Below are 24,415 nucleotides of genomic sequence, written 5' to 3'. Positions count from 1 at the left end.
TGTTTACCAAGGAGTTTTCCGTTTCGACTGCGCCGGAAGTGGGGCGAATTATAGACATCTGAAATCTGCCGTCAACCGTTAATTTGGTTTTTCTATCAAACAAACCAAAAAAGCCAAGCTCCCTCTATATAGAGGGGCCAAACCAAGATAATTGAGCAATATATTGCTCAACCACAAACAGTTAAGCATCATAGCGCCCAGTGCTTCTCTAAATATGACCTCGGACGAACACCCCAATGACCACCTCCCCCCGCAGCCTGGCCTCGGCATTGTTTCCTGTCGGCCTGCTGTTGATCGCCATGGCGTCCATTCAATCCGGCGCCTCACTGGCCAAAAGCATGTTTCCTATAGTCGGAGCACAGGGCACCACAACCCTGCGTTTGGTTTTCGCCAGCGTGATCATGCTGCTTCTATTGCGGCCATGGCGCGCCAAGCTGACGGCAAAGTCGCTGCGTACCGTGGTCATCTACGGCATCGCGTTGGGCGGTATGAACTTTCTCTTCTATATGTCGCTGCGCACAGTCCCGCTGGGGATCGCCGTGGCGCTAGAGTTCACCGGACCGCTCGCCGTCGCCATCTACGCATCGCGACGAGCCGTCGACTTCCTGTGGATTGGCCTGGCAATCATCGGCCTGCTGCTGTTGATCCCCATGGGAGAGGCCAGCCACGGGATCGACTTGATCGGCGCCGCCTATGCTCTGGGCGCAGGCGTCTGCTGGGCACTCTATATCCTGTTCGGGCAAAAAGCCGGCAACGACAACGGCGTCCAGACCGCCGCATTGGGCGTGATGATCGCCGCCTTGTTTATCGCACCAATCGGTATCGTCCATGCCGGCGCAGCATTGCTGACCCCCGCCCTGATCCCCGTCGCCATCGGTGTCGCCATTCTGTCCACAGCCTTGCCCTACACCCTGGAGATGGTTGCACTGACGCGCCTCCCCGCCCGCACCTTCGGCACCCTCATGAGTATTGAACCCGCATTCGGCGCACTCTCTGGCCTGTTATTCCTGCAAGAACACCTGTCCCTGGCACAATGGCTGGCCATCACCTGCATCATTCTGGCCTCCGTCGGTGCCACGCTAACAATGCGTAACGAATCAAAGCCACTGGTTGCGGCAGATTGAGGCATCTTTGCAGGTAGCTCTGGTATTTGCCGCTCATTTAGGCCATGTTTAAGCCGTAAACGAATGTCATTCATGGAGATTTTCGACAAGGACAGCGCGAACGCTACACTCGAGAGCGAGTAGAGCCAGCTTCAAGCATCGCGAAGCGGCTATTAAGGATAGGAATGAAGCGAATTTTGATACTGTTGATGGTCGTGGCCATTGCTGGCTGTGCCGCGACCACTAAAACAGAAGTAAAACGGGGCAAAAAAGGGCTGCACATCAACTGTTCCGGCCTGTCGTCCTCTTGGGGCCAATGCTACACCAGCGCTACCAACTCCTGCGGCGCCAAAGGCTACCGGGTTATCGCCAAGTCCGGTGACAACTCCGAGGAACCAGGGGACTATCCCTTCGGCCTCAACCCTGCCGGCTACACCAGCCGTAGCATGATCGTCATCTGCAAGTAATCGCCCGAGCAGTCACCCTCCGACTGCTCAGATTTAATTCCTGCGACAAACCCAGTCCTTCGCGGCGCTGCGTCTAGACTCCTGCTCGACTATCGAGCCAACGGAGTTCCCATGACGCACAACAAGAAAATCGTATTGGTAGTGGGCGCCGGTGACGCCACCGGCGGCGCCATTGCCAAGCGCTTCGCCCGCGAAGGCTATGTCGCCTGTGTCACCCGCCGCAGCGCGGACAAATTGCAGCCTCTGGTAGACAGCATCCGATCCGCAGGCGGCGAAGCCCATGGCTTTGCCTGCGATGCCCGCAAAGAAGATGACGTGATCGCATTGGTCGAACAGATTGAAACCGAGCTGGGCCCCATTGAAGCGTTCGTTTTCAACATCGGTGCAAACGTCCCCTGCAGCATCCTCGAAGAAACCGCACGCAAGTATTTCAAGATCTGGGAGATGGCCTGTTTCTCCGGGTTCCTCAATGCGCGCGAAGTCGCCAAGCGCATGGTTACCCGCAACCGAGGCACCATACTGTTCACCGGAGCTACCGCAGGATTACGGGGCGGCGCCGGCTTTGCCGCATTCGCCGGGGCCAAGCACGGTATTCGCGCGCTTGCACAGAGCATGGCGAGGGAACTGGGCCCGAGGAATATCCACGTCGCCCACGTGGTGGTCGATGGCGCCATCGACACTGACTTCATTCGCGACAATTTCCCGCAGAAATACGCCCTCAAGGACCAGGACGGCATTCTCAACCCCGAGCACATTGCCGACAACTACTGGTACCTGCACAGCCAGCCACGTGACGCCTGGACGTTCGAACTGGATCTGCGCCCCTGGAATGAACCCTGGTAAGCCCCCATAACAATAAGCAGAGAGCATCAGCCATGCGTAAAACCCTGGAGTTCTTCTTCGACCTCGGCAGCCCCGCCAGCTATCTGGCGTATACCCAATTGCCGGCACTGTGCGCCGAAACCGCAGCACAACTGGTGTACCAACCCATGTTGTTGGGCGGAGTCTTCAAAGCCACCGGCAATGCTTCCCCCATCACCGTCCCTGCAAAGGGCCGCTACATGTTCGACGACCTGGCTCGATACGCCCAGCGCTACCAGGTAACCCTCAGGTTCAACCCGCACTTCCCGATCAACACCCTGGTGCTGATGCGTGCGGTCACCGGTATCCAAATGCACCAACCTGAACGCTTCAACGATTTTATCGATTGCCTGTTCTGCGCCCTCTGGGTAGAAGGCCTGCATCTAGGCGATCCCACTGTCGTAGCCAACGTACTGACCGAGCACGGCTTTGATCCAGATGAAGTCCTGGCTCTCGCCAATGACGAAAGCGTGAAGACCGCCCTCAAGGACAAGACCGAACAAGCCGTTCAACGCGGCGTGTTCGGCGCACCCAGCCTGTTTGTAGGCAATCAGCTGTTCTTCGGTCAGGACCGTCTGGAGTTTGTGCGCGAAGCCTTGCTCAAATAGCTGCCGTACGCACCTGCAACCACTCAAGCGCAGCGCCACTGAGCAACGGGCTCAGGCGCTCGCGCACTTCGGCGTGGTAAGCGTTGAACCACTCACGCTCGTCCGCCGTCAGCAGCGACGGTACCAGGCAGCGGGTGTCGATCGGGCACAAGGTCAGGGTTTCAAACTTGAGGAACTCACCAAACTCGGTCTTGCCCGCTTCACGGTTCAAGACCAGGTTCTCGATACGCACCCCCCAACGTCCCGGGCGGTAAGTACCCGGCTCGATCGACGTGATCATACCCGGCTGCATCGCCGTTTGCGGCGCGGCCACGGCCTGGTAGGCGATTACCTGTGGGCCTTCATGGACGTTGAGGAAATAACCTACACCGTGGCCAGTACCATGGCCGTAGTCCACACCCTCGGCCCAGATCGGCGCGCGGGCGATGGCGTCCAGCAACGGCGACAGGATGCCCTTGGGGAAATGCGCACGGGACAGGGCGATCACGCCCTTGAGCACCCGCGTGCAATCGCGTTTCTGCTCGTCACTCGGCGTACCGACCGGCGCCATCCGCGTGATGTCCGTGGTACCGCCCAGGTACTGGCCACCCGAGTCGATCAGCAACAACCCATCACCTTCGATCAGCGCATGCTCTTCTTCGGTGGCGTGGTAGTGCGGCATCGCCCCGTTGGCGTTGTACGCAGCGATGGTATTGAAACTCAGCGACACATAACCCGGACGGCGGGTACGCGCGGCGGTCAGGTGCTCATCGATGGTCAGCTCGGTGATGCGTTCGCGGCCCAACGCACTGTCCAGCCAGGTGAAAAACTCACACAACGCCGCGCCGTCCTGCTCCATGGCCTGACGGATATGTTCCGCGTCCGCCAGGCTTTTGCGCGATTTGGCCAGCGTGGTCGGGTTCAGCCCTTCCACGAGCTTGACGCCGGTATCAAGGTTCTCCAGCAAGCCCGCCGTGACGCGCGCCGGATCGATCTGCACACTGGCGCCCGCTGGCACCGCGCGCAATGCATCGGCCACTTCGCTGTAATCACGCAGGGTGACGCCGTCCTGCTCCAGCACCGCGCGCAACGCTGCATCGACTTTGCTCAGTGCCACAAACAACGTGGCCTGCTCTTGATTGATCAACGCAAAGGACACAAACACCGGGTTAAACGACACATCGGCGCCACGCAGGTTGAACAGCCACGCAATGTCATCCAGGGTGGCGATAAAGTGCCAGTCGGCGCCCTTCTCTTTCAAGCTGGCGCGCAGTGCCGCGAGCTTCTCGCCACGGCTGACAGTGGCCTGCGGCGGCAGGTGTTGATAGATCGGCTGGTTGGGCAACGTCGGGCGGTCTTGCCAGGCCTCATTCAGCAGGTCGATATCGGTACGCAGGCGTGCACCGCGTTCCGCGAGTTTGCCACCGAGCGTACGCGCTGAAGCCACGGCCATTACCGCGCCATCCACTGCCACCACACCACCTTCCGGTGTTTGCTCGGCCAGCCATTCCAGCGGCCCAGGTTGGCCCGGCTGCAGCTTCACCAACTCGATCCCGCTGCCCTTGAGTTCCTTGGTTGCCTGTTCCCAATAGCGGCTATCTGCCCACACACCGGCGAAATCCGCAGTGACGATCAGCGTGCCCACCGAACCATGAAACCCCGACAACCATTGCCGCCCCTGCCAGTAGCCCGGCAAATACTCGGACAAGTGCGGGTCGGCTGACGGTACCAGCAGGGCATGAATGCCCTCGCGGCGCATCAGTTCGCGGGTCTGCGCCAGGCGCTGGGGAACCGTTCCATGGGTCAAGGGCTGCGTACTCATTGTGTCTCCTGCTAACCACGAATAATTATTATGTGTTGCGAAAAATGGATCAGACCGCCCAGAACGCCGGTGCGCTGGCCAGTGCCGCCTTGATCAACTGCGCGGCCTGGTCGATATCCTGCTCGGTGGTAAACCGGCCCAGGCTCAAGCGAATGGTACGGCCGGCACTGCGCGCGTCATGCCCCAACGCCAGCAGCACGTGGGACGGTGCATTGCTTGCCGAATTGCACGCCGAGGTCGCCGAAAACGCGAGCCCCGCGCTCAACGCCGCTGCATTGAATTCGCCCTCGGCGAACGTGAGGCTCAGGGTATGGGGAATCCGCTGCGTCGCGCTGCCATTGAGGCGCACACCCGCAACGCCTTCCAATTGATCCAGCAGACGCTGGCGCAAGGCGACGATGACGGCCTTCTCTTCAACGAAAGACGCCGCCGCCAAGGCGAACGCCGTGCCCATGCCGGCAATCTGATGGGTCGCCAGGGTACCGGAGCGCAAACCGCCTTCGTGACCGCCGCCGTGGATCTGCGCCAACACCTTCTGCTGCGCCCGCGGCCCGACGTACAACGCGCCGATACCCTTGGGGCCGTACAGTTTGTGGGCGGAAAACGACATCAAATCCACCGGCCATTGCGCCAGGTCGATTGCCACCTTGCCGGCCCCTTGCGCTGCATCCACATGCAACAACGCGCCATGCTCACGCACCCGCGCACCAATGCCCGGAATGTCGTTGAGGGTGCCCAACTCGTTGTTCACCAGCATCAACGACACCAGGAAGGTGTCTTCACGCAACGCTTCGCTCACCGCGTCGGCAGTGATCAGCCCATCGGCGTCCGGCACCAGGTAAGTCACGGCTACGCCGGCTTCCTGCAGTTGCCGCGCGGTGTCCAGCGTGGCCTTGTGCTCGATCTGGCTGGTGATGATATGCCCACCCGCCACGCCACGCGCCTGGGCCACGCCCTTGATGGCGAGGTTGTTGGATTCGGTGGCACCGGAAGTCCAGACGATCTGCTCAGCCTGGGCGCCCACCAACTCGGCCACCTGGCGGCGCGCCTGTTCAACCGTTTGCCGGGCCGCTTGGCCGAACGCGTGGGAACTGGACGCAGGGTTGCCGAAATTGGCGTTGAAACCCAGACATTCAACCATGACTTGGATGACCCGCTCATCCACCGGCGTGGTGGCGGCGTAGTCGAAATACAACGGACGTTTATTCATGACGTTAAAGACTCGCAGAGCAGGTTCCCGAGAGCAGCGTCTCAGGGGCATCGACCGGGACAGAGGTCGTCAGGTTTAACCGATCGAATGCCATTAAAAAAGGACCACTTTAGGTAAATGTGCGTAGGAACGCTCCTGAAATTCAGCTTAACAGGCTGAAGTCGCGCCATGGAAAACAAAAAGCCCGAGGTTTCTTAAAGAAATCCCCGGGCTCTTCACTGCCACCACCGCACTCAACTAGGCCGACCATGCAGGGTCAGGCTGCGTTCGGCGTTCATCTCGCCCCTGCGATCAAAGCCGAACGACTTCTGTGGCTGGCCAGTCAGCGCGGCGCGCTGCTGTTGGTATTCATCGAACGACAAACCACGACGGCTCAACGCTTCCAGCGCCAACTGTTTGCTTTCCTCTGCCGAGTACGGGCGCAACTCGGGGGACGGATGGGTCGCACATCCAGCGAGGACGGCAGTGATAAGTAACAAGCAAACAACAAGGAATCGGTTCATGGCGGCGGCTCTGCGAAGTGGGTTTCGAGTCAATGAACACAGGCTACTCCCGCACCTTCACAGTGAAAAATCACCTCCCGTGATAGTCGCTATCAGCCATTGAGGCACCTTCAATAGTCGCCCCCTCATATTTCCATATGATCTATAAATATGGAAATACGTTCATTTACGGAATAAACCTAACCCTCTATAAATGGCCACACACCAAACCGGAACTGTTCGCCACGCAACTGTTGCCCAGGCAACAGCCATTCAACAATTCATCAGGCAGGCAACACCCACGGTTTTCAGCTGCGAGCCCACAGCCCACGCCAATCAAGGCCCGCCGCCATTGGTACAGCTCTTGCTCAACACGTTGCACCGACTTGCTACGAACCCCTGTTGAAAAAGGAACTGTTCATGACCCGTCCCCTGAATGTCGTTGCCCTCTCCGGCGGAACCTGGCGCCCGTCCCGCACCCTCGTCTTGACCCAAGCCGTGCTAGCTGAACTGGCCACCTTGCTGCCGATCCAGACCACCCTGATCGAGCTCGGCGATATTGCCCGGCCATTAGGCGGTGCCCTCTCCCGTGATGAATTACCCGCCAACGTCGAAGCACAACTGTTGGCCATCGAACAGGCCGACCTGCTGATCGTCGCCGCGCCGGTCTATCGCGGCTCCTATCCTGGGCTGCTCAAGCATCTGTTCGACCTGGTCGGCCTCAACGCGTTGATCAACACCCCGGTGCTGTTGGCTGCGACCGGCGGTAGCGAACGCCACGCTTTGGTCCTCGATCACCAACTGCGCCCACTGTTCAGCTTCTTCCAGGCACTGACCTTGCCGATCGGCGTGTATGCCACCGAAGCCGATTTCACCGATTACCACATAACCAGTGAGCCCTTGAAGGGCCGTATCCGCCTTGCGGCAGAACGCGCTGCAACGTTGTTTACAGCGCACTCCCCCTCTCTGCTGAAAATCGCTTAAGGATTTGTCATGGATGTTTTCTGGTTTCTGCCGACCCACGGCGACGGTCATTACCTGGGCACCACACAAGGTGCGCGGCCGGTCACCCTCAACTACCTGAAGCAAGTCGCGCAAGCCGCTGACAGCCTCGGTTACTACGGCGTGTTGATTCCTACCGGACGCTCGTGCGAAGACTCCTGGGTCATCGCCTCGGCGCTGGTGCCGCTCACCGAACGCCTGCGTTACCTGGTGGCGATCCGTCCGGGCATCATTTCGCCGACCGTCTCGGCACGCATGGCCGCGACCCTGGACCGCCTGTCCAACGGTCGCCTGCTGATCAACGTGGTCACCGGCGGCGATCCCGACGAAAACCGTGGCGACGGCAGTTTCCTCGACCACAGCGAACGCTACGAAGTCTCCGACGAGTTCCTCAAGATCTGGCGCCGCGTGTTGCAGGGCGAATCGGTAGATTTCGAAGGCAAACACCTACGGGTGCAGAACGCCAAGGCCCTTTACCCACCGGTGCAGAAGCCGTATCCGCCGCTGTACTTCGGCGGTTCCTCAGACGCCGCCCACGACCTCGCCGCCGAACAGGTGGATGTGTACCTGACCTGGGGCGAGCCGCCCGCCGCCGTCGCAGAAAAACTCGCCGATGTGCGTGAGCGCGCCGCCCGTCACGGACGCACGGTGAAGTTCGGCATTCGCCTGCATGTGATCGTGCGCGAAACCGAAGAGGACGCCTGGAAAGCCGCCGACAAACTGATCGAACACATCAGCGATGAAACCATCGCCGCCGCGCAAAAGTCCTTCTCGCGTTTTGACTCCGAAGGTCAGCGCCGCATGGCCGCGCTGCATGACGGGCGCCGCGACAACCTGGAGATCGCCCCCAACCTGTGGGCCGGTGTCGGCCTGGTGCGCGGTGGCGCCGGCACCGCGCTGGTGGGCAACCCGCAGCAAGTGGCCGCGCGCATCAAGGAATACGCGGACCTGGGGATCGAGAGCTTCATTTTTTCCGGCTACCCGCACCTGGAAGAGGCCTATCGCTTTGCCGAGTTGGTGTTCCCACTGTTGCCAGAGCCGTATGCCAGCCTGGCCGGGCGCGGTATCACCAACCTCACCGGGCCGTTTGGCGAAATGATTGCCAACGATGTGTTGCCCACGACAAAGGCCTGAGTGCAATGAGATCGGCTTTATGTGGGAGCGGGCTTGCTCGCGAAGGCGGTGTGTCAGTCAAAGATATATTCACTGATCCACCGCATTCGCGAGCAAGCCCGCTCCCACATTTGCCCTTCATTGCCAGATAAAAAATGAGGAACACCGCGTGACAGCCAAACCCCACAGCGTCCTGCCCTCCCCCTTGCAGACCGCCAAACTGCTGGCCGCCGAATTCGCCCTCAGCGCCGTCGAACGCGACGAGCGCGGCGGCACGCCCAAAGCCGAACGTGATGCCTTGCGTCACAGCGGCCTGCTGGCGCTGAGCATTCCCACCCAATACGGCGGCCTCGGCGCACGCTGGAGCGACACCCTCGGCATCGTGCGTGAATTCGCCAAGGTCGACAGTTCCATCGCCCACGTCTTCGGCTTTCACCACCTGATGCTGGCCACCGTGCGCCTGTTTTCGCGCCCGGACCAATGGCAACCCTGGTTCGAACAGACCGCGCGCAAGAACTGGTTCTGGGGCAACGCTCTCAACCCGTTGGACACGCGCACGGTGGTCAAGGACTTCGGCGGCTGGCGCGAATTCTCCGGCAAAAAGAGCTTCTGCTCCGGCGCCAGCGACTCGGAGATGCTCATCGCCTCGGCGGTGGATGAAACCGCCGGCGGCAAGCTGCTGATCGCCGCCATCCCGAGTGGGCGCAGCGGCATTACCTTGCACAACGACTGGAATAACATCGGCCAGCGCCAGACCGACAGTGGCAGCGCCAGCTTCGAGCGGGTGCGCGTCGAAGAATCGGAGCTGCTGCTCGATCCGGGCCCACTGAGCACGCCGTTTGCCTGCCTGCGCCCGTTGATCGCCCAGTTGACGTTCACCCATATGTTCCTCGGCATTGCCGAAGGCGCCTTTGAAGAAGCGCGCAACTACACCCTCACCGAAACCCGCGCCTGGCATAAATCCTCCGCCATCGATGTACGCAACGACCCGTACGTGCTGCATCACTACGGTGAGTTCTGGGTAGCGCTGGAAGGCGTGCGCCTGTTGGTGGAGCGCGCCGCCGAGTTACTCGACCAGGCGTGGGCCAAGGGCCCCAACCTCAGCGAACACGAGCGCGGCCAACTGGCGATTGCCATCGCCACCGCCAAAGTCGCCGCGACCCGCCACGGCCTGGAGTTGTGCAGCCGCCTGTTCGAAGTCACCGGCGCACGCTCCACCCATGCGTCGCTGCGCCTGGACCGCCACTGGCGCAACCTGCGCACCCAGACCCTGCACGATCCGTTGGACTACAAACTCCACGAACTGGGGGACTGGGCGCTGAACCAGTCCCTGCCCACTCCGACGTTCTACTCCTGAGAAGAGGTGCCCATGCAGCTATTAACCCTACCGCCCTCGCCCGCCCTTGCGACCTCGATCCGCGCCACAGCCCAAGTCTTCGAAGACCCGAAGTCCCAGGCGCTGCTCGACCACATCCAGCAAGTCGCGCCCAGCGAAGCCAGCGTGTTGATCATCGGCGAGACCGGCACCGGTAAAGAGTTGGTGGCGCGGCACATCCACAACCTCAGCGCGCGGCGCAACCGGCCATTTGTGGCGGTGAACTGCGGGGCGTTCTCCGAATCCCTGGTGGAAGCTGAACTGTTCGGCCACGAAAAAGGCGCCTTCACCGGCGCCCTCAGCGCCAAGGCCGGCTGGTTCGAAGAGGCGGACGGCGGCACCTTGTTCCTCGATGAGATCGGCGACTTGCCGATGGCAATCCAGGTCAAACTGCTGCGCGTCCTACAGGAGCGCGAGGTTGTGCGTCTGGGTTCACGCAAGAGCATTCCGATTGACGTGCGCGTACTCGCCGCAACCAACGTGCAGTTAGAGAAGGCGATCAATGCCGGGCATTTCCGCGAAGACCTGTATTACCGTCTCGACGTGGTCAGCCTGGAGCTCAGCCCGCTGCGCGAGCGCCCCGGCGATATCCTGCCGCTGACCCGGCATTTCATCGAGGCCTACAGCCAGCGCCTCGGCTACGGCCCGATCACCATCAGCCGCGAGGCCGAACACAAGCTGAAAAGCTACAGCTGGCCGGGAAATATCCGCGAGCTGGAAAACGTGATTCACCACACCCTGCTGATCTGCCGTAACGGCGTGATCGAGCGGGACGACCTGCGCCTGTCCAACATGCGTATCGAGCGCCAGGACGACAGCCAGCACGGCACCGACAACAGCGCCGCAGCGTTGCTGGAGCGCGCCTTCCAGAAGCTCTTCGAAGAACAGGCCGGCGCCCTGCATGAAAAAGTCGAAGACGCGCTGCTGCGTGCCGCCTACCGCTTCAGCCATTACAACCAGGTACACACCGCCAACCTGCTGGGCCTGAGCCGCAACGTCACCCGGACGCGGCTGATCAAGATTGGCGAGTTGGCGGTAAACAAGCGTCGCCCCGGCGAAAACCTGCAAGGCGAACGCATGTTGCATTTATCCATCTAGGCGGCAGTGCAAGGCGTTGTCATGGCTGCGCTCGAAACTGCGCAGCACCTGGAACGAACCGAAGGTCACGGCCGTGGCCTGGTGGGCGCGGATCAGCGTCCAGAAATCTTCCTCGCCATGCTCAAAGCATTTGAACGCCGCCTCGCCGTCCTCACGGGAGCGCCATTGCAGATAATTGAGCACCCGCCGCCCATCGTCGCTGACCTGCACACTGGCATTGATAAAACCGCCATGGCCTTGCGCCAGGCGCTCGCTTTGGGTGCTCAACGCGGCCACCAGGGCGAATTGCTGGCGGGGCTCGATCTGAAATTCGATCAATTGAGTGAAGCTGCGATTCTTCTCTGATACCTGCATGAACACTCCCCTTTCTCTGTAGGCAGAATCTTGCGATTCGATGCCACGCAGGGTAAAACCTCTAGTTAAGTCAAGGTCAAGCACTGTTAGGGGTTTTTGCATGATCAACAAGGAACTCACCGTCGGCCAACTGGCGGCGCGCAGCGGTGTAGCGGTGACGGCGCTGCATTTCTACGAGAACAAGGGGCTGATCAAAAGCAATCGCAACGCGGGCAATCAACGGCGTTACCCGCGAGATGTGTTGCGGCGCGTGGTGGTGATCAAGATCGCCCAGCGCTTGGGAATTCCCCTGGCGACGATTGGCGAGGCGCTGCAAACCCTGCCGGACGGGCGCACGCCGACGGCCAAGGATTGGGAACGCCTGTCGGCGCTGTGGCGCGAGGACCTGGATGAGCGCATCAACAAGTTGTTGCTGCTGCGTGACAAGCTCAATGGCTGTATCGGCTGTGGCTGTCTGTCGTTGGAGGCGTGCCCATTGCGCAATCAGGATGATCAGCTGGGAGAGCGTGGGCCAGGGGCACAGCTTCTAGAGCCCACCCCACATTCCTGACGTGTAAATCCAATCAATGTGGGAGCTGGCTTGCCTGCGATGCAGGCGACTCGGTCTGCCTGACAAGCCAGCTCCCATATTTGATCTGCGTAGCTATAGTGAAAAAGCCGTCCCTCCAAAACCACCACCTAAGGAGAACGAAATGAGCGTCAAATCAATCCCCGAGGGCTTTCATAGCATTACGCCATATCTCGGCGTTGAAAAAGCCGCCGAAGCTATCGAGTTCTACAAGAAGGCCTTCGACGCCACGCAAGTCATGCGCCTGGACATGCCCGACGGCAGCGTCGGCCACGCCGAACTGCGCATCGGTGATTCGCCGATCATGCTCGGCTCACCCTGCGATGAAAGTGCCTTCGGCAGCCCGCGCGACGGCCATACCAGTGTCGGCATCCACCTCTACGTGACAGACGTCGACAAGCAGTACAAACAAGCCATCGCCGCAGGTGGCACTGTGATCTCGGAACCCAAGGATCAGTTCTACGGTGACCGCTCCGGCACGCTGAAAGACCCGTTCGGCCATGTGTGGTTCCTGGCCACCCACAAAGAGGACCTGACCGAAGCGCAGATTCGCCAGCGTGCCATGGAAATGTTCCAGCAAGGCTGAGGACTGACACAAAAACCATGTGGGAGCGGGCTTGTGTGGGAGCTGGCTTGCCTGCGATGCAGGCGACTCGGTCTACCTGACAAGCCAGCTCCTACACACTTCATGAACACCCCCTCCACGCTTTGCCCCTTGTCTCCTACACCCACTGATTCCACGATGCAGACCATTCTCACAAGGGGTCATTCCATGTTCGCCGGCTTCCAGAAAGACCGCTGCCACGTCAATGGCGTCGATATCAGCTACCGCAAAGGCGGCACGGGCCCCGGCCTGCTCCTGCTGCACGGGCACCCGCAAACCCACGTGATCTGGCACAAAGTTGCCGAGCAGTTGGCCCGACACTTCACCGTGGTCGCCGCCGACCTGCGCGGGTATGGCGACAGCAGCAAGCCGCCGGCGGATGATCAACACGCCAAATACTCGAAACGGGAAATGGCCCGGGACAGCGTCGAACTGATGCGTGCCCTCGGCTTCAACACGTTCTCGGTACTGGCCCACGACCGTGGCGCCCGCGTCGCCCATCGCCTGGCCCTTGACCACCCAGGCACCGTGCAACGCCTGGTGCTGCTGGATATCGCACCCACGCTGGCGATGTACGCGCAAACCAACGAAGCCTTCGCCCGCGCCTACTGGCACTGGTTCTTCCTGATCCGCCCAGCGCCGTTGCCGGAAGCCTTGATCGAGAGCAACCCCGAACTGTATTTGCGCAGTGTGATGGGCAGTCGCAGCGCCGGGCTCAAGCCATTCACCGAGGAGGCCTTCGCCGAGTACTTGCGCTGCATCAAACTGCCGGGCGCCGCCAACGGCATCTGCGAAGACTATCGCGCATCGGCGGGCATTGACCTTGAACACGACCAGGCGGATATCGACGCAGGCAATCACCTTGACCTGCCACTGCTGGTCCTATGGGGCGCCGAAGGCACCGTCGGGCGCTGTTTCGAGCCGCTCAAGGAGTGGCAGCAAGTCGCCACCAACGTGCGTGGCAAAGCCCTGCCCGCCGGTCACTACATCGCCGAGGAAGCCCCCGAGTTGTTACTGGGCGAAGTCCTGGCCTTTCTGCGCTGAGTGCTATTCTGGCGGCTCATGCCGCCACGTCTGCTTGTGATGATCAATAAGAAAGATACCGTGCCCCTCCCCGAAGACCTGCGGGTGTTCCTCACTGTGATCCGCAAGGCCGGCTTCGCGGCCGCCGCCGATGAGCTGGGGTTGTCGCCGGCGTATGTGAGCAAGCGCATCCAGATCCTCGAAACCACCCTGGCCACCCGCTTGTTGCACCGCACCAGCCGGCGCATCGCCGTGACCGAAGACGGCGAACGGGTACAGCGCTGGGCGGTACGCATCCTCGAAGACTTCCAGCAACTGTCCGATGAGCTGTCCGACGCCCACGACAGCCCGCGCGGGCGCCTGCACCTGTGCAGCAGTTTCGGCTTTGGCCGCAACCATGTAGCCCCCGCCGTGTCCTTGTTGGCGCAACAGTACCCGAACCTGGAAATCCGCCTGGACCTGTTCGACCGCGTGGTGGATATCGTCAACGAAGGTTTCGACCTGGAGATCCGCGTCGGCGATGACATTCCCGGCCAACATATCGGTCGGCGCCTGGTGAGCAATCGACGGGTGCTGTGTGCCGCGCCCGCTTATTTAGAGCATCGAGGCACGCCTCAGCAGTTGAGTGAATTGGAGCAGCATGACTGCCTGGTGATCAAGGAACGCGACAACGCGTTTGGCATCTGGAACCTGGAATGCGACGGCGCACCGGCCAGCGTACGCGTGCGTGGGCCGTTGTCGTCGAACAATGGCGAGATCGTGTTGCAGTGGGCCCTGGATGGGCGCGGCGTATTGCTGCGCTCGTTGTGGGATGTGCAGCCGTTGCTGGAGCAAGGCAGGCTGGTGCAGGTGCTGCACGACTATTCCCAGAGCGCCAACGTGTGGGCGGTGTACCCGACACGGTTGGCGCACTCCGGGAAGTTGCGGGCCTGTGTGGAGTTTTTGCAGGAGCACTTCAAACAGCTCTCTAAATGACCAGGCTCCCGACTTGGAATGAGTACTCATGTGGGAGCTGGCTTGCCTGCGATAGCGGTGTGTCAGTGACAGATTTGCAAGCTGACCCACCGCTATCGCAGGCAAGCCAGCTCCCACAGTTTGAACTGAGGTGGGTCAGTTGAGCCAAGGGTTGGCTTTCAAATGCTGGTGCTCGAAGGCCTTGATCTGTTCACTGCGCTGCAAAGTGCTGCCAATCGCATCCAGCCCCAACAATAAAGCGGTCTTGCGCAAAGCATCAATCTGAAACGGGATCACCTGGCCATCGACCAAGCGAATCTCCTGGGCTTCAAGATCCACACTGATCTGCGCCCGATCCGTCCGGCTGACCGTCTGCCCCAGCCCCTGCAACACCGCCTCCTCCAAGGTAATCAACAACACCCCATTACGTTGGCAGTTGTCATAAAAAATCCCGGCAAAACTGCTGCCGATCAGCGCCCGAATCCCCATCTGCTGCAAACCCCACACCGCATGCTCGCGGCTGGAACCACAACCGAAGTTCGGCCCCACCACCATAAAGCTCGCCCCTTGCCAGCCCGGTTGGTTCAGCACGAACCCCGGGTTCAGCTCGCCGCTGGCCAAAAAGCGTAAATCGAAGAACAACCCGTGATCCAACCCGCTACGGTCGATGCCCTTGAGAAACTGCTTGGGCATGATCACGTCGGTGTCGATATTCGCCGCCAGCATCGGCGCGGCCTTGCCGGTAACGCGGGTAAAAGGTTGCAGGCTCATGAACGGTCTCCAAAGTGGCGGATGTCGGTGAGGCGGCCAGTGATGGCGGCAGCGGCGACCATCGCCGGGCTCATCAAGTGGGTACGGGCGCCCGCGCCCTGGCGGCCTTCGAAGTTGCGGTTGGTGCTGGAGGCGCAGCGGTCGCCGGGGGCCAGCACGTCGTCGTTCATCGCCAGGCACATCGAGCAGCCCGACTGGCGCCATTCAAAGCCGGCGTCGATAAAGATCGCCGCCAGCCCTTCGGCCTCGGCCTGGTCGCGCACTTCGGTGGAGCCGGGCACGATCATCGCCCGCACATGCGCGGCCACGTGTTTGCCGCGCACTACACGAGCGGCGTCGCGCAGGTCTTCGATGCGCGCGTTGGTGCAGGAGCCGATAAACGCATGGCTGATAACGATGTCACTCAGCGGCATGCCAGCCTCCAGCCCCATATAGTTGAGGGCGCGGCGCATGTCCTGGCGCAGGATCAGGTCGCTGACCGCCTGCGGGTCCGGCACGCGGGCGCCGATGGGCGCGGCCTGGTCGGGGCTGGTGCCCCAGGTGACCATGGGTTGCAGAGTGGTGGCGTCAAGGTGCACTTCGCGGTCGAACACCGCGTCGGCGTCCGAATGCAGTTGGCGCCAGCCCACCAGCGCCTGCTCCCACAATTCGCCCTGAGGCGCACGCGGCTTGCCCTTGAGGTAGGCGAAGACCTTTTCATCCGGCGCCATGAACGCGCCCCGCGCACCGGCCTCCACCGCCATATTGCAGATGGTCATGCGCGCTTCGACGCTCAGCGCATCAATGGTCGAGCCACGGAACTCGATGGCGTAACCCGTGGCACCGGACGCGCCGATCTGGCCGATCAGCGCCATGATCACATCCTTGGACGTCAGGCCCGCCGCCAGCGCGCCATCCACCGTCACACGCATCGCCTTCAACCGCTTGTAGACCAGCGTCTGCGAGGCCAGCAGGTGCTCGATTTCGGAGGTGCCGATGCCAAAACCGAAGGCCCCGAGGGCGCCATAGGTGGTGGTGTGGCTGTCACCGGCGGCGATCACCATGCCCGGCAGAAGAAAGCCCTGTTCCGGGGCGATCACATGTTCGATGCCTTGGCGCTTGTCGAGGATGTCCAGCAGTTCGATGCCAAAGTCCCGGCAATTCTCCGCCAGGTATGACACCTGCCGCGCACCGCCCGCGTCGGGCATCGCCGCAATGCGTGTAGGCGTGGTGGGGTTTACATGGTCAACCACCGCCAGCGCCGTGCCGGGGCGCCACACCTTGCGCCCGGCTTCACGCAGGCCACTGAACGCCTGGGGGCTGGTGTATTCGTTGATCACCTGGCGGTCTATATAAAGCAGCACATGGCCCTGGTCATCCAGGGCGCACACCGTGTGGGCGTCGATATGTTTGTCGTAGAGGGTTCTGGCAGTCATTTTTCTTCGGGCTCACGCAACGGTATGCGCCCATCCTACGGAGCCCGGCGCCCCTATCAACGGCACCTGGGTGAAGGCTGGGAACATGTTTCGTGTTCGATCGGGCGCCGCAGAAACATTTACTTTCATTTCCGGGTTAGGGATTTCCGATTCTCATCCGTCTTAACTTAGATACAGCCCGTCGCGTCAGCAAAAGCTACGACCGGCCTTTTCCGGGCCTCCATCGCCCCCTCCGCTCAAGACCCCCATCCCCATGTCGAAGAAGTCACGTTCAAAACTCTGGTTTCTCGTACATAGCTGGCTGGCATTGCCCATCTGGTTTTTTGTACTGATCGTCTGCGTCACCGGCACCTTGGCGGTGGTCAGCCAGGAGATCGTCTGGCTGGCCAACCCGGACATCCGCGCAAGCAAGCCGTCGGATGATGCCGAACCGCTGAGCTATGACCAGGTGATCGCCGCCATCAAGCGTGATGAGCCGGCGGTGTTCGTGCAGTCGATCAGCCGCCCTGACGAATCCCATTTCGCCCTCAGCGTCGACCTCAGCTACCCCGACGGGCGCTCGGTCGAGGTGTACGTCAACCCGTACACCGGGGCCATCCAGGGCATCAGCCCGTCGTTCAACTTCCAGGCCTTTACCCGCGCCCTGCATGGTTGGTGGCTGGTGCCGTTCACCAATGGCTATAGCTGGGGCTGGTACCTGGTGTCGGCGCTCGGCATTCCGCTGCTGGCATCACTGGTGACCGGGCTGGTGGTGTACAAGAAATTCTGGAAAGGCTTCCTGCGCCCCACCCTGCGCGTGCGCCACGGCGCGCGGATCTTCTGGGGCGACTTCCACCGCCTCAGCGGTATCTGGTCGATCTGGTTCATCCTGGTGATTGCCGTCACCGGCATCTGGTTCCTGATCCGCGCGATCCTGGGGGACAACCAGATTTCCATCTCCACGGAGCCGGTGATCCCGGTGATCGCCCGGGAAAAGGTGCCGATGTCCGAACCCGGCGTGCCGGCGCCGATGATTCCAGTGGACGAGGCGATCAAGATCGCCACCCAGCGCATCCCGGGCCTGGAGGCGAGTTTCGTCAGCCTGCCGCTCAATGCCTACAGCCACCTGCAGATTGGTGGCCGCGGCTGGTACCCGCTGATGTACCAGACCGCACAGATCAACCCCTATGACGGCGAAGTCGCTGCAGCGCACTTGCTCTCCGACCGCTCCAAACTGGAGTTCGTCACCGAGTCCATGCGCCCGCTGCACACCGGCGACTTTGGCGGCCTGTGGATCAAGCTGATCTGGGCCTTCTTCGGCCTGATCATGAGCATGATGGTGCTGAGCGGCCTGCTGATCTGGACCAAACGCACCGCCCTGGCCACCCTCAATGCCCTCAAGCGCGAAGCCAAGACGCAACGCGCTCCGGCGGCCACCCCGGCCATGCAGGCTGAAACCTCGGAGGCCCACCCATGAGCAAGGTCGTTGCTGCACCGACTTCGCCACTGCGGGCCTTTTGGCTGAAATGGCGTTTTCACATCAATGTCCTGCTGTTGCTGGTGCCCCTGGGTTTCATGCCCAAGTACTTTGCCGACGCCGCGTTGTTCCGTGGCGACACCGGCATCGGCGAACGGGTCGCCGGTGAAGTGCAGGTCGGCCCCTGGAGCCTGACCCTCGCCGAGTTTCGCAATGAAGGCCCGCGCCCCGACCCGGCCGGCCCGATGAAATTCTTCAACGCCGCCCTGTGCGACACCTGCGCCGAGCAGGTCAAGGCCACCTACCTGCGCATCGGCAAACCCCGCAGCCTGCGCGCCGCCGGGGTGATCTTCTTTGGTACGCCGTACCGCATGGGCGCCGCCCTGCCGATACCGGAACGCACCCCGGCCGACGCCGAAGTGTGGGTCACCATGGAAGGCTGGGACGGCAGCATGCACCAGGGTTCCATCCCGCTGAGCCAGGCCTCGCCTGCCACTATTGCCTGGCTGAACAAGCAAGGAGTTAAACCATGACTTTGATGCGCACCTGCGCGGCCCTATTGATCGGTGCCGGTTTCAGCACCCTGGCCCTGGCCCACAACCCGATGTGCGAATGCAAGGAAATCCCCGGCGAGCAGATCCAGTGCACCGGCGGTTTTTCCGACGGCAGCGGCGCCCCCGGCGTGACCCTGGACGTAATCGGCTACGACGAAACCATCCTGGTACCCGGCAAGCTCGGCCAGGACTCGACCCTGACCTTCAAGAAGCCGTCCGCCGAGTTCTATGTGCTGTTTGATGCGGGCCCCGGCCACGTGGTGGAAATCGACCAAGCGGATATCCAGCCGCAATGAGTACCACACAGGTTGTACACCCCGCCGGCGCCGGCCACGAAACCCTCTACGTCCTGCTGCTGTGCCTGATCATCCTGGCCGTGGCCGGCTCGGTCATCGCGCTGCACGGCGAAACCCAGGAAGTCGCCGCCGTGCCCAGCCACCAGCTGGATGCGCGCCGCGACCTGAGCGCCGCCGAGCAAGGGATCTACGCTGACCTGCGGGTGACCCTGGATGAAATCCAGTTGTTGCAGCAGGAGCAAAGCAGCCTGCCAACACCGGCACAGCTGGCCGAAGAAGGCTTCGCGCCCTTCGCCCACGACGCCAGCTCGGTCAGCCGTGGCGACCATCGCTGGCAGGTGCTGGAGCCTTCGTCCTACCTGGGCCTGAGCCAGGTTCCGAGCACCGCCGGCTCGCTGCTGATGCGCGTGCACGGTGCCGAGCCGGACGTGTGGCTCAACCGCAGCGCCAACCTGAGCGCCCCCGCCGACCTCACTGACCAGGCGCTGATCGCAGCCGGCTGGCAACAAGTGGTCACGCAATTCGATGCCGGCGTGACGCGCCAACATCGTCACTGAACGAGAAGACCGATTGCCCATGTCTATTTCATCTCCCCTGTTGCGTCTGTTGCTGGTCGGCCTGTGCAGTCTGATGCTCGCCCCGTTGGCCAATGCCGAGGCGGCTAAACGCTTGCGTATCGGCATCACCCTGCATCCCTACTACAGCTATGTGAGCAATATCGTCGGCGACAAGGCCGAGGTGGTGCCGTTGATTCCCGCCGGTTTCAACCCCCACGCCTACGAGCCCCGCGCCGATGACATCAAACGTATCGGCAGCCTCGACGTGATCGTGCTCAATGGCGTCGGCCATGACGATTTCGCCGACCGCATGATCGCCACCAGCGAGCGCCCGGACATCCCGGTGATCGAAGCCAACGCCAACGTGCCGCTGCTCGCCGCCACCGGCAACGCGGCGCGCGGCGCGGGCAAGGTGGTCAACCCGCACACCTTCCTGTCCATCAGCGCGTCGATTGCCCAGGTCAACAACATCGCCCGCGAACTGGGCAAGCTCGACCCGGACAACGCCAAGACCTACACCCAGAACGCCCGCGCCTACGGCAAACGCCTGCGCCAGATGCGCGCCGATGCCCTGGCCAAGCTGACCAGCGCGCCCAACCCGGACCTGCGCGTGGCCACCGTACATGCGGCCTACGACTACCTGCTGCGCGAGTTCGGCCTGGAAGTCACCGCCGTGGTCGAGCCGGCCCACGGCATCGAGCCAAGCCCGAGCCAGTTGAAAAAGACCATCGATGAGCTGCGCGCCCTGGACGTGAAGGTGATCTTCTCGGAGATGGATTTCCCGTCCACCTACGTCGAGACCATCCAGCGTGAGTCCGGGGTCAAGCTGTACCCGCTGTCGCATATTTCCTACGGCGAATACACGCCCGAGAAGTACGAAGTGGAAATGACCGGCAACCTCAACACCGTGGTGCGGGCGATCCAGGAGTCGGGGGCATGACAGCGGCTGAACAACTGAACGTGGCCAGCGTCGGCCCGACGATCGAGTTCGACAAGGTCTCGCTGACCCTGGGCCGCACGGTGATCCTCGATGGCGTGAGTTTCCAGGTGCAACCGGGCAGCATCCACGCGCTGGTCGGTCCCAACGGCGGCGGCAAAAGCTCGCTGATCAAGACGCTGCTGGGGCAAACGCCGCACCAGGGGCAACTGCGCCTGCACTGGCCGAACCGCGTGGGCACGGTAGGTTATGTGCCCCAGGCCTTGGAATTCGACCGCGGCTTGCCGATGACCGTGGATGACTTCATGGCTGCCATGTGCCAGCGCCGCCCGGCGTTTCTTGGCCTGTCCAGGCATTACGCCGGCGCGATTGGCGATGCGCTGGAACGCGTCGGCATGCAGGACAAGCGCAAGCGCCGCATGGGCGCGCTGTCCGGTGGCGAACGCCAGCGCGTGCTGCTGGCCCAGGGCCTGATCCCGGCCCCGCAGTTGCTGGTGCTGGACGAACCGATGTCGGCCCTCGACGAAGCCGGCATCCAGGTATTCGAACGCCTGCTCAATGACTGGCGCCTGGCCGGGATCACCGTGCTGTGGATCGAGCACGACCTGGAAGCCGTGGGCCGCCTGGCCGACCGTGTCACCGGCCTCAACCGCCGCGTGCTGTTCGACGCCACGCCCAAAGAGGCGCTGACCCCGGATCGCCTGCTGACCCTGTTCTCCACCCACCCTCGGAGCTCGGCGCAATGAGTTATGAAGCCTTTCGCTTGATGGTCCAGGGCTGGGCCTCTTCCGGGTACCTGCCGGAAGCGCTGGCCTATGGTTTTGTCGTCAATGCCCTGCTCGCCGGTTTGCTGATCGGCCCGGTATTGGGCGGCCTGGGCACGCTGGTGGTGGTCAAGCGCTTTGCGTTTTTCTCCGAAGCCGTCGGCCATGCCGCGCTGACCGGCGTGGCGGTGGGCATTTTGCTCGGCGAACCCTACACCGGGCCGTACGGCGCGCTGTTTGGCTACTGCTTGCTGTTCGGCATCCTGCTCAACTACCTGCGCAACCGCACCGGCCTGGCGCCGGACACCTTGATCGGCGTGTTCCTCTCGGTGTCCCTGGCATTGGGCGCGAGCCTGCTGCTGATCCTCGCGGGCAAGATCAACGTGCACATCCTCGAAAACGTACTGTTTGGCTCGGTGCTGACAGTGAACGGCAATGACCTGCTGGTGCTGGCGATTGTCGGTTCACTGGTGATGGCCCTGGCGTTGCCGCTGTACAACCGCATCATGCTCGCCAGCTTCAACCCGCAACTGGCGGCCGTGCGTGGCGTGGCGGTGAAGACCCTGGATTATCTGTTCGTGATCCTGGTGACCCTGATCACCGTGGCGGCGGTCAAGGTGATCGGCGCAATCCTCGTCGGCGCACTGCTGGTGATTCCGGCCGCGGCGGCGCGCCTGTTGAGCCAGTCGCTCAAGGGGTTCTTCTGGATTTCGGTACTGATCGCCACCGTCAGCACCCTGTGCGGCATCCTGCTGCCGATCATCTTCGACCTGCCGATCCCGTCCGGTGCCGCGATCATCCTGATGGCCGGTATCGCCTTCGCCCTCGCCGCCATCGCGCGCGGCATCGTGCCCAGCCTCAAAGGGAATCTTGGATAATGCGCCCTGTCTTTCGCCCACTGGCCTTGGCCATCGCTTGCTTGATCAGCACCTCGGCGTTGGCCGTGGATGGTTTCGCGGCCAATGATTTCAAAACCAATCATGGCCTCGGCCACGCCGCGCTGAGCAAGGCCAAGTCGATCAAATCGGTCAAAGTGCTGGCCTCGTTGCCGATCACCTACGGCTTGGCCGAAGTGTTGCTCAAAGGCACCGACGTGCAACTCGAACGCGCCGCACCGGCGAACCTGCCGGGTTCGCGGCAGGTGTCCTACTTCACCGGCCGTGGCGCGCCGGCGCTGAGCAAACTGGCCGAAGGCGCCGACGCGGCAATCGGCCTGCGCTCGCTGTGGGCGGATGACCCGCTGTACCCGGTGGCGCGGCGCAGCAACATCCGCATCGTCGAAGTGGACGCCGCCCGCCCGGTGGACGGCGGCCTGCCGGGCATCGCCGTGCAGCCCGGCGTGGCCGATGGGTTGAACAGCCAACCGTGGCAATCGAGCAACAACCTGGGGCGCATGGCCGATGTGCTGGCCGCTGACCTCAGCCGCCTGGCGCCAAGCGCCAAACCGCAGATCGACGCCAACCTCGCCGCCCTCAAGCAACGTCTGCTCAAGCTCAGCGCCAACAGCGAAGCGCGGCTGGCCAAGGCCGACAACCTCAGTGTGGTCAGCCTGAGCGATCACTTTGCGTACCTGGTCAGCAGCTTGAACCTGGAAGTCGTCAGCACCGATGCACGGCCGGACGCCGAGTGGACGCCCCAAGCGTTGCAGAAACTCAGTGCCGAGCTGAAAGACAACGACGTGGCCGTGGTGCTGCACCATCGCCAGCCGAGCGAAGCGGTGAAAGCGGCGGTGACAGCCGGTGGCTCACAGTTGTTGGTGTTGAATGTGGATGGCGCGGACCCGGTGGCGGAGCTGGAAACCAATGTGGATCAGGTGCTCAAGGCACTCACACCCTAAATCCAACTGTGGCGAGGGAGCTTGCTCCCGCTGGAGTGCGTAGCGCTCCCAAGCTTTTGGGGCCGCTGCGCAGCCCAGCGGGAGCAAGCTCCCTCGCCACAAGGGTCAAACCACATCCACACCCACGTGGATCGCATCATGCCGCCAGAACTCCAGGTCGCAGTCGATCAACCGCTGGTGCTGGTCATAATTGACCCGGGCAATGCGCAAGCCCGGGCTGCCCACCGACACGCGCAACGTCGCGGCCGCTTCCACCGGCAATGACGTCGGCACGATTTCAAAGCGCACCCGCCCGTAATGCAGGTCGTACTTGCGGGCATACAGCTCGGTCATCGACTGGTTCAGGTCGCAGTCCAGAATTCCCGGGAAATACTGCGGGTTCAGGTAGTGCTCCACATACAGCACCAGGCGCCCGTCGATCCGCCGACCCCGGCAGATCTGGATCACACTCGACAACGCCGGCAACTGCAGCCACGCACACACCGCCGCCGACGCCGGCTGCAAACGCGCCGAGATCACTTCGGTGGACGCCACGCGCCCCTGGTCGCTGACCATGGCGTGAAAGTGGCTACGCTGCATCAGGTTGTAGGCCAGCCGTGGCGGCGAGACAAACCAGCCACGGCGTTCTTCGCGATAGATCTGGCCCTGGGCCTCCAGTTGTAACAAGGCTTCCCGCACGGTAATCCGGGTGGTACCAAACAACTCGCTGAGCTTGCGCTCGGCCGGGAGTTTGCTGGCGGGCGGCAACAGGCCGTGGTCGATCTGCTCTTGCAGCGCCAGGCCGATGGATGTCACCGCCTTGATTGCCTCATCACGCATCAACGTTACCTATCTGGACTAGACCAGCACCGTTCGGGTGCATAAACCGCGCTGTATTTGGGCTGCTGCGGTTGCCTGCCAGCCTAGGCATTGCAGATGACCGACAGATGACAGTCCGTGTCTGCCCCGCGCAGAACACCCTGCAATACATCGGCCAAGTCCAATCAATGCGGGCACTTGGGCATGGTCTACGCTCACTCTGAGCTGAGCGACATCAGCGATTTAAAAACGACATCGACATGAAACTGTCATCCACCGGGCCTAGATTGGCTCAGGTATTGCTGACCTAGACCAACTGGGGCGATTCATCACTGATTTCTTGGGGCGCGCCGGGCCTGATTTTGTGCAGGGCAAGGCGCGAGGAGCGTGGTTTGGTTGTTCCAAAT

At 62.0% G+C, this 24,415-nt stretch carries 27 protein-coding genes; 20 read left to right on the top strand and 7 right to left on the bottom strand.

Annotated elements, in window-relative coordinates; all coding sequences use genetic code 11:
• Positions 1–236: 236 nt before the first annotated feature.
• The 4 genes from rhtA to ACZRMO_RS27350 all read left to right on the top strand — a co-directional run bounded on the left by rhtA (position 237) and on the right by ACZRMO_RS27350 (position 3,039).
• A complete protein-coding gene (rhtA, locus tag ACZRMO_RS27365; RefSeq protein ID WP_017734844.1) occupies positions 237–1,124 on the top strand; it encodes a threonine/homoserine exporter RhtA in 888 nt (295 codons plus the stop codon).
• A gap of 164 nt (positions 1,125–1,288) precedes the next feature.
• On the top strand, positions 1,289–1,570 hold the full coding sequence (locus ACZRMO_RS27360; protein ID WP_463974917.1) for a hypothetical protein: 282 nt from the start codon (positions 1,289–1,291) through the stop codon (positions 1,568–1,570).
• Positions 1,571–1,681: 111 nt separating this feature from the next.
• A complete protein-coding gene (locus tag ACZRMO_RS27355) occupies positions 1,682–2,413 on the top strand; it encodes an SDR family oxidoreductase (protein ID WP_448184834.1) in 732 nt (243 codons plus the stop codon).
• A gap of 32 nt (positions 2,414–2,445) precedes the next feature.
• Positions 2,446–3,039 (top strand): 2-hydroxychromene-2-carboxylate isomerase, encoded by a 594-nt coding sequence (locus tag ACZRMO_RS27350; RefSeq protein ID WP_463974916.1) that lies wholly within the window; start codon positions 2,446–2,448, stop codon positions 3,037–3,039.
• Here ACZRMO_RS27350 and ACZRMO_RS27345 read toward each other — a convergent pair.
• The 3 genes from ACZRMO_RS27345 to ACZRMO_RS27335 form a co-directional block, all read right to left on the bottom strand.
• Complete coding sequence (locus ACZRMO_RS27345) at positions 3,032–4,840, bottom strand: aminopeptidase P family protein (RefSeq protein ID WP_463974915.1); 1,809 nt, start codon at positions 4,838–4,840, stop codon at positions 3,032–3,034. The two genes, ACZRMO_RS27350 and ACZRMO_RS27345, sit on opposite strands and share 8 nt — an antisense overlap.
• A gap of 49 nt (positions 4,841–4,889) precedes the next feature.
• Positions 4,890–6,050, bottom strand: coding sequence for a cysteine desulfurase family protein (locus ACZRMO_RS27340; protein ID WP_463974914.1), 1,161 nt, complete (start codon positions 6,048–6,050; stop codon positions 4,890–4,892).
• A 233-nt stretch (positions 6,051–6,283) separates the two neighbouring features.
• Positions 6,284–6,553, bottom strand: a complete 270-nt coding sequence (locus ACZRMO_RS27335; RefSeq protein ID WP_463974913.1) for a hypothetical protein — start codon at positions 6,551–6,553, stop codon at positions 6,284–6,286.
• Positions 6,554–6,952: 399 nt separating this feature from the next.
• Here ACZRMO_RS27335 and msuE point away from each other — a divergent pair, with 399 nt between their 5' ends.
• The 4 genes from msuE (at position 6,953) to ACZRMO_RS27315 (ending at position 11,120) form a co-directional block, all read left to right on the top strand.
• Positions 6,953–7,516: an FMN reductase gene (gene msuE, locus ACZRMO_RS27330; RefSeq protein ID WP_463974912.1), complete on the top strand. Its 564-nt coding sequence runs from the start codon at positions 6,953–6,955 to the stop codon at positions 7,514–7,516.
• 9 nt (positions 7,517–7,525) lie between these two features.
• Positions 7,526–8,668 (top strand): FMNH2-dependent alkanesulfonate monooxygenase, encoded by a 1,143-nt coding sequence (ssuD, locus tag ACZRMO_RS27325; RefSeq protein ID WP_124525236.1) that lies wholly within the window; start codon positions 7,526–7,528, stop codon positions 8,666–8,668.
• Positions 8,669–8,816: 148 nt separating this feature from the next.
• The gene (locus ACZRMO_RS27320) at positions 8,817–10,004 is read left to right on the top strand and encodes an acyl-CoA dehydrogenase family protein (RefSeq protein ID WP_463974911.1); all 1,188 of its coding nucleotides are present in this window, start codon (positions 8,817–8,819) and stop codon (positions 10,002–10,004) included.
• A 12-nt stretch (positions 10,005–10,016) separates the two neighbouring features.
• A complete protein-coding gene (locus ACZRMO_RS27315; RefSeq protein WP_463974910.1) occupies positions 10,017–11,120 on the top strand; it encodes a sigma-54 interaction domain-containing protein in 1,104 nt (367 codons plus the stop codon).
• On the opposite strand, the gene ACZRMO_RS27310 is transcribed toward ACZRMO_RS27315, so the two are convergent.
• The gene (locus ACZRMO_RS27310; protein WP_124525239.1) at positions 11,109–11,474 is read right to left on the bottom strand and encodes an antibiotic biosynthesis monooxygenase; all 366 of its coding nucleotides are present in this window, start codon (positions 11,472–11,474) and stop codon (positions 11,109–11,111) included. The two genes, ACZRMO_RS27315 and ACZRMO_RS27310, sit on opposite strands and share 12 nt — an antisense overlap.
• Positions 11,475–11,574: 100 nt before the next feature.
• Between ACZRMO_RS27310 and soxR the strand changes: the two genes are divergently transcribed.
• The 4 genes from soxR (at position 11,575) to ACZRMO_RS27290 (ending at position 14,644) form a co-directional block, all read left to right on the top strand.
• The gene (gene soxR, locus ACZRMO_RS27305; protein ID WP_463974909.1) at positions 11,575–12,024 is read left to right on the top strand and encodes a redox-sensitive transcriptional activator SoxR; all 450 of its coding nucleotides are present in this window, start codon (positions 11,575–11,577) and stop codon (positions 12,022–12,024) included.
• Between the two features lie 142 nt (positions 12,025–12,166).
• Positions 12,167–12,628, top strand: coding sequence for a VOC family protein (locus tag ACZRMO_RS27300; protein ID WP_463974908.1), 462 nt, complete (start codon positions 12,167–12,169; stop codon positions 12,626–12,628).
• Positions 12,629–12,814: 186 nt separating this feature from the next.
• Positions 12,815–13,690: an alpha/beta fold hydrolase gene (locus ACZRMO_RS27295; protein WP_463974907.1), complete on the top strand. Its 876-nt coding sequence runs from the start codon at positions 12,815–12,817 to the stop codon at positions 13,688–13,690.
• Between the two features lie 39 nt (positions 13,691–13,729).
• Complete coding sequence (locus tag ACZRMO_RS27290) at positions 13,730–14,644, top strand: LysR substrate-binding domain-containing protein (protein ID WP_463974906.1); 915 nt, start codon at positions 13,730–13,732, stop codon at positions 14,642–14,644.
• A gap of 135 nt (positions 14,645–14,779) precedes the next feature.
• On the opposite strand, the gene leuD is transcribed toward ACZRMO_RS27290, so the two are convergent.
• Positions 14,780–15,394, bottom strand: coding sequence for a 3-isopropylmalate dehydratase small subunit (gene leuD / locus ACZRMO_RS27285; RefSeq protein ID WP_463974905.1), 615 nt, complete (start codon positions 15,392–15,394; stop codon positions 14,780–14,782).
• Positions 15,391–16,809 carry a 3-isopropylmalate dehydratase large subunit gene (leuC, locus tag ACZRMO_RS27280; protein WP_463974904.1) on the bottom strand — a complete coding sequence of 473 codons (1,419 nt, stop codon included), beginning with the start codon at positions 16,807–16,809 and terminating at the stop codon, positions 15,391–15,393. Before leuC ends, leuD begins: the two co-directional genes overlap by 4 nt.
• Before the next feature lie 253 nt (positions 16,810–17,062).
• On the opposite strand from leuC, the gene ACZRMO_RS27275 reads away from it, so the two are divergent.
• The 8 genes from ACZRMO_RS27275 to ACZRMO_RS27240 are packed head-to-tail and all read left to right on the top strand — an operon-like array spanning position 17,063 to position 23,210.
• Entirely contained in the window at positions 17,063–18,265 is a 1,203-nt protein-coding gene (locus ACZRMO_RS27275) for a PepSY-associated TM helix domain-containing protein (protein WP_124525246.1), read from the top strand.
• Positions 18,262–18,798 (top strand): thiamine pyrophosphate-binding protein, encoded by a 537-nt coding sequence (locus ACZRMO_RS27270; protein WP_463974903.1) that lies wholly within the window; start codon positions 18,262–18,264, stop codon positions 18,796–18,798. The genes ACZRMO_RS27275 and ACZRMO_RS27270 overlap by 4 nt, the downstream gene beginning before the upstream one ends.
• Positions 18,795–19,115, top strand: a complete 321-nt coding sequence (locus ACZRMO_RS27265) for a hypothetical protein (RefSeq protein ID WP_017734825.1) — start codon at positions 18,795–18,797, stop codon at positions 19,113–19,115. The genes ACZRMO_RS27270 and ACZRMO_RS27265 overlap by 4 nt, the downstream gene beginning before the upstream one ends.
• Positions 19,112–19,672, top strand: coding sequence for a DUF6162 family protein (locus tag ACZRMO_RS27260; RefSeq protein ID WP_463974902.1), 561 nt, complete (start codon positions 19,112–19,114; stop codon positions 19,670–19,672). Before ACZRMO_RS27265 ends, ACZRMO_RS27260 begins: the two co-directional genes overlap by 4 nt.
• 19 nt (positions 19,673–19,691) lie before the next feature.
• Positions 19,692–20,612, top strand: coding sequence for a metal ABC transporter substrate-binding protein (locus tag ACZRMO_RS27255; RefSeq protein ID WP_124525250.1), 921 nt, complete (start codon positions 19,692–19,694; stop codon positions 20,610–20,612).
• Positions 20,609–21,355 carry a metal ABC transporter ATP-binding protein gene (locus ACZRMO_RS27250; protein ID WP_463974901.1) on the top strand — a complete coding sequence of 249 codons (747 nt, stop codon included), beginning with the start codon at positions 20,609–20,611 and terminating at the stop codon, positions 21,353–21,355. The genes ACZRMO_RS27255 and ACZRMO_RS27250 overlap by 4 nt, the downstream gene beginning before the upstream one ends.
• Positions 21,352–22,251 (top strand): metal ABC transporter permease, encoded by a 900-nt coding sequence (locus tag ACZRMO_RS27245; RefSeq protein ID WP_017734821.1) that lies wholly within the window; start codon positions 21,352–21,354, stop codon positions 22,249–22,251. Before ACZRMO_RS27250 ends, ACZRMO_RS27245 begins: the two co-directional genes overlap by 4 nt.
• Complete coding sequence (locus tag ACZRMO_RS27240; protein WP_463974900.1) at positions 22,251–23,210, top strand: metal ABC transporter solute-binding protein, Zn/Mn family; 960 nt, start codon at positions 22,251–22,253, stop codon at positions 23,208–23,210. Before ACZRMO_RS27245 ends, ACZRMO_RS27240 begins: the two co-directional genes overlap by 1 nt.
• 105 nt (positions 23,211–23,315) lie before the next feature.
• Here the strand turns inward: ACZRMO_RS27240 and ACZRMO_RS27235 are convergent, their stop codons facing one another.
• Positions 23,316–24,029: a UTRA domain-containing protein gene (locus tag ACZRMO_RS27235; protein WP_017734819.1), complete on the bottom strand. Its 714-nt coding sequence runs from the start codon at positions 24,027–24,029 to the stop codon at positions 23,316–23,318.
• Positions 24,030–24,415: the final 386 nt, after the last annotated feature.

Source organism: Pseudomonas sp. B611 (assembly GCF_055407965.1).
Note: the sequence above shows the minus strand (reverse complement) of the source record. Positions and strands in the feature narration are given on the sequence as shown.

Bases quoted from the DNA above. Each gene is read 5' to 3' on its own strand.
- rhtA (WP_017734844.1), top strand. From the start codon at position 237: ATGACCACCTCCCCCCGCAGCCTGGCCTCGGCATTGTTTCCTGTCGGC.
- ACZRMO_RS27360 (WP_463974917.1), top strand. From the start codon at position 1,289: ATGAAGCGAATTTTGATACTGTTGATGGTCGTGGCCATTGCTGGCTGT.
- ACZRMO_RS27355 (WP_448184834.1), top strand. From the start codon at position 1,682: ATGACGCACAACAAGAAAATCGTATTGGTAGTGGGCGCCGGTGACGCC.
- ACZRMO_RS27350 (WP_463974916.1), top strand. From the start codon at position 2,446: ATGCGTAAAACCCTGGAGTTCTTCTTCGACCTCGGCAGCCCCGCCAGC.
- ACZRMO_RS27345 (WP_463974915.1), bottom strand. From the start codon at position 4,840: ATGAGTACGCAGCCCTTGACCCATGGAACGGTTCCCCAGCGCCTGGCG.
- ACZRMO_RS27340 (WP_463974914.1), bottom strand. From the start codon at position 6,050: ATGAATAAACGTCCGTTGTATTTCGACTACGCCGCCACCACGCCGGTG.
- ACZRMO_RS27335 (WP_463974913.1), bottom strand. From the start codon at position 6,553: ATGAACCGATTCCTTGTTGTTTGCTTGTTACTTATCACTGCCGTCCTC.
- msuE (WP_463974912.1), top strand. From the start codon at position 6,953: ATGACCCGTCCCCTGAATGTCGTTGCCCTCTCCGGCGGAACCTGGCGC.
- ssuD (WP_124525236.1), top strand. From the start codon at position 7,526: ATGGATGTTTTCTGGTTTCTGCCGACCCACGGCGACGGTCATTACCTG.
- ACZRMO_RS27315 (WP_463974910.1), top strand. From the start codon at position 10,017: ATGCAGCTATTAACCCTACCGCCCTCGCCCGCCCTTGCGACCTCGATC.
- ACZRMO_RS27310 (WP_124525239.1), bottom strand. From the start codon at position 11,474: ATGCAGGTATCAGAGAAGAATCGCAGCTTCACTCAATTGATCGAATTT.
- soxR (WP_463974909.1), top strand. From the start codon at position 11,575: ATGATCAACAAGGAACTCACCGTCGGCCAACTGGCGGCGCGCAGCGGT.
- ACZRMO_RS27300 (WP_463974908.1), top strand. From the start codon at position 12,167: ATGAGCGTCAAATCAATCCCCGAGGGCTTTCATAGCATTACGCCATAT.
- ACZRMO_RS27295 (WP_463974907.1), top strand. From the start codon at position 12,815: ATGTTCGCCGGCTTCCAGAAAGACCGCTGCCACGTCAATGGCGTCGAT.
- ACZRMO_RS27290 (WP_463974906.1), top strand. From the start codon at position 13,730: ATGATCAATAAGAAAGATACCGTGCCCCTCCCCGAAGACCTGCGGGTG.
- leuD (WP_463974905.1), bottom strand. From the start codon at position 15,394: ATGAGCCTGCAACCTTTTACCCGCGTTACCGGCAAGGCCGCGCCGATG.
- leuC (WP_463974904.1), bottom strand. From the start codon at position 16,809: ATGACTGCCAGAACCCTCTACGACAAACATATCGACGCCCACACGGTG.
- ACZRMO_RS27275 (WP_124525246.1), top strand. From the start codon at position 17,063: ATGTCGAAGAAGTCACGTTCAAAACTCTGGTTTCTCGTACATAGCTGG.
- ACZRMO_RS27270 (WP_463974903.1), top strand. From the start codon at position 18,262: ATGAGCAAGGTCGTTGCTGCACCGACTTCGCCACTGCGGGCCTTTTGG.
- ACZRMO_RS27265 (WP_017734825.1), top strand. From the start codon at position 18,795: ATGACTTTGATGCGCACCTGCGCGGCCCTATTGATCGGTGCCGGTTTC.
- ACZRMO_RS27260 (WP_463974902.1), top strand. From the start codon at position 19,112: ATGAGTACCACACAGGTTGTACACCCCGCCGGCGCCGGCCACGAAACC.
- ACZRMO_RS27255 (WP_124525250.1), top strand. From the start codon at position 19,692: ATGTCTATTTCATCTCCCCTGTTGCGTCTGTTGCTGGTCGGCCTGTGC.
- ACZRMO_RS27250 (WP_463974901.1), top strand. From the start codon at position 20,609: ATGACAGCGGCTGAACAACTGAACGTGGCCAGCGTCGGCCCGACGATC.
- ACZRMO_RS27245 (WP_017734821.1), top strand. From the start codon at position 21,352: ATGAGTTATGAAGCCTTTCGCTTGATGGTCCAGGGCTGGGCCTCTTCC.
- ACZRMO_RS27240 (WP_463974900.1), top strand. From the start codon at position 22,251: ATGCGCCCTGTCTTTCGCCCACTGGCCTTGGCCATCGCTTGCTTGATC.
- ACZRMO_RS27235 (WP_017734819.1), bottom strand. From the start codon at position 24,029: ATGCGTGATGAGGCAATCAAGGCGGTGACATCCATCGGCCTGGCGCTG.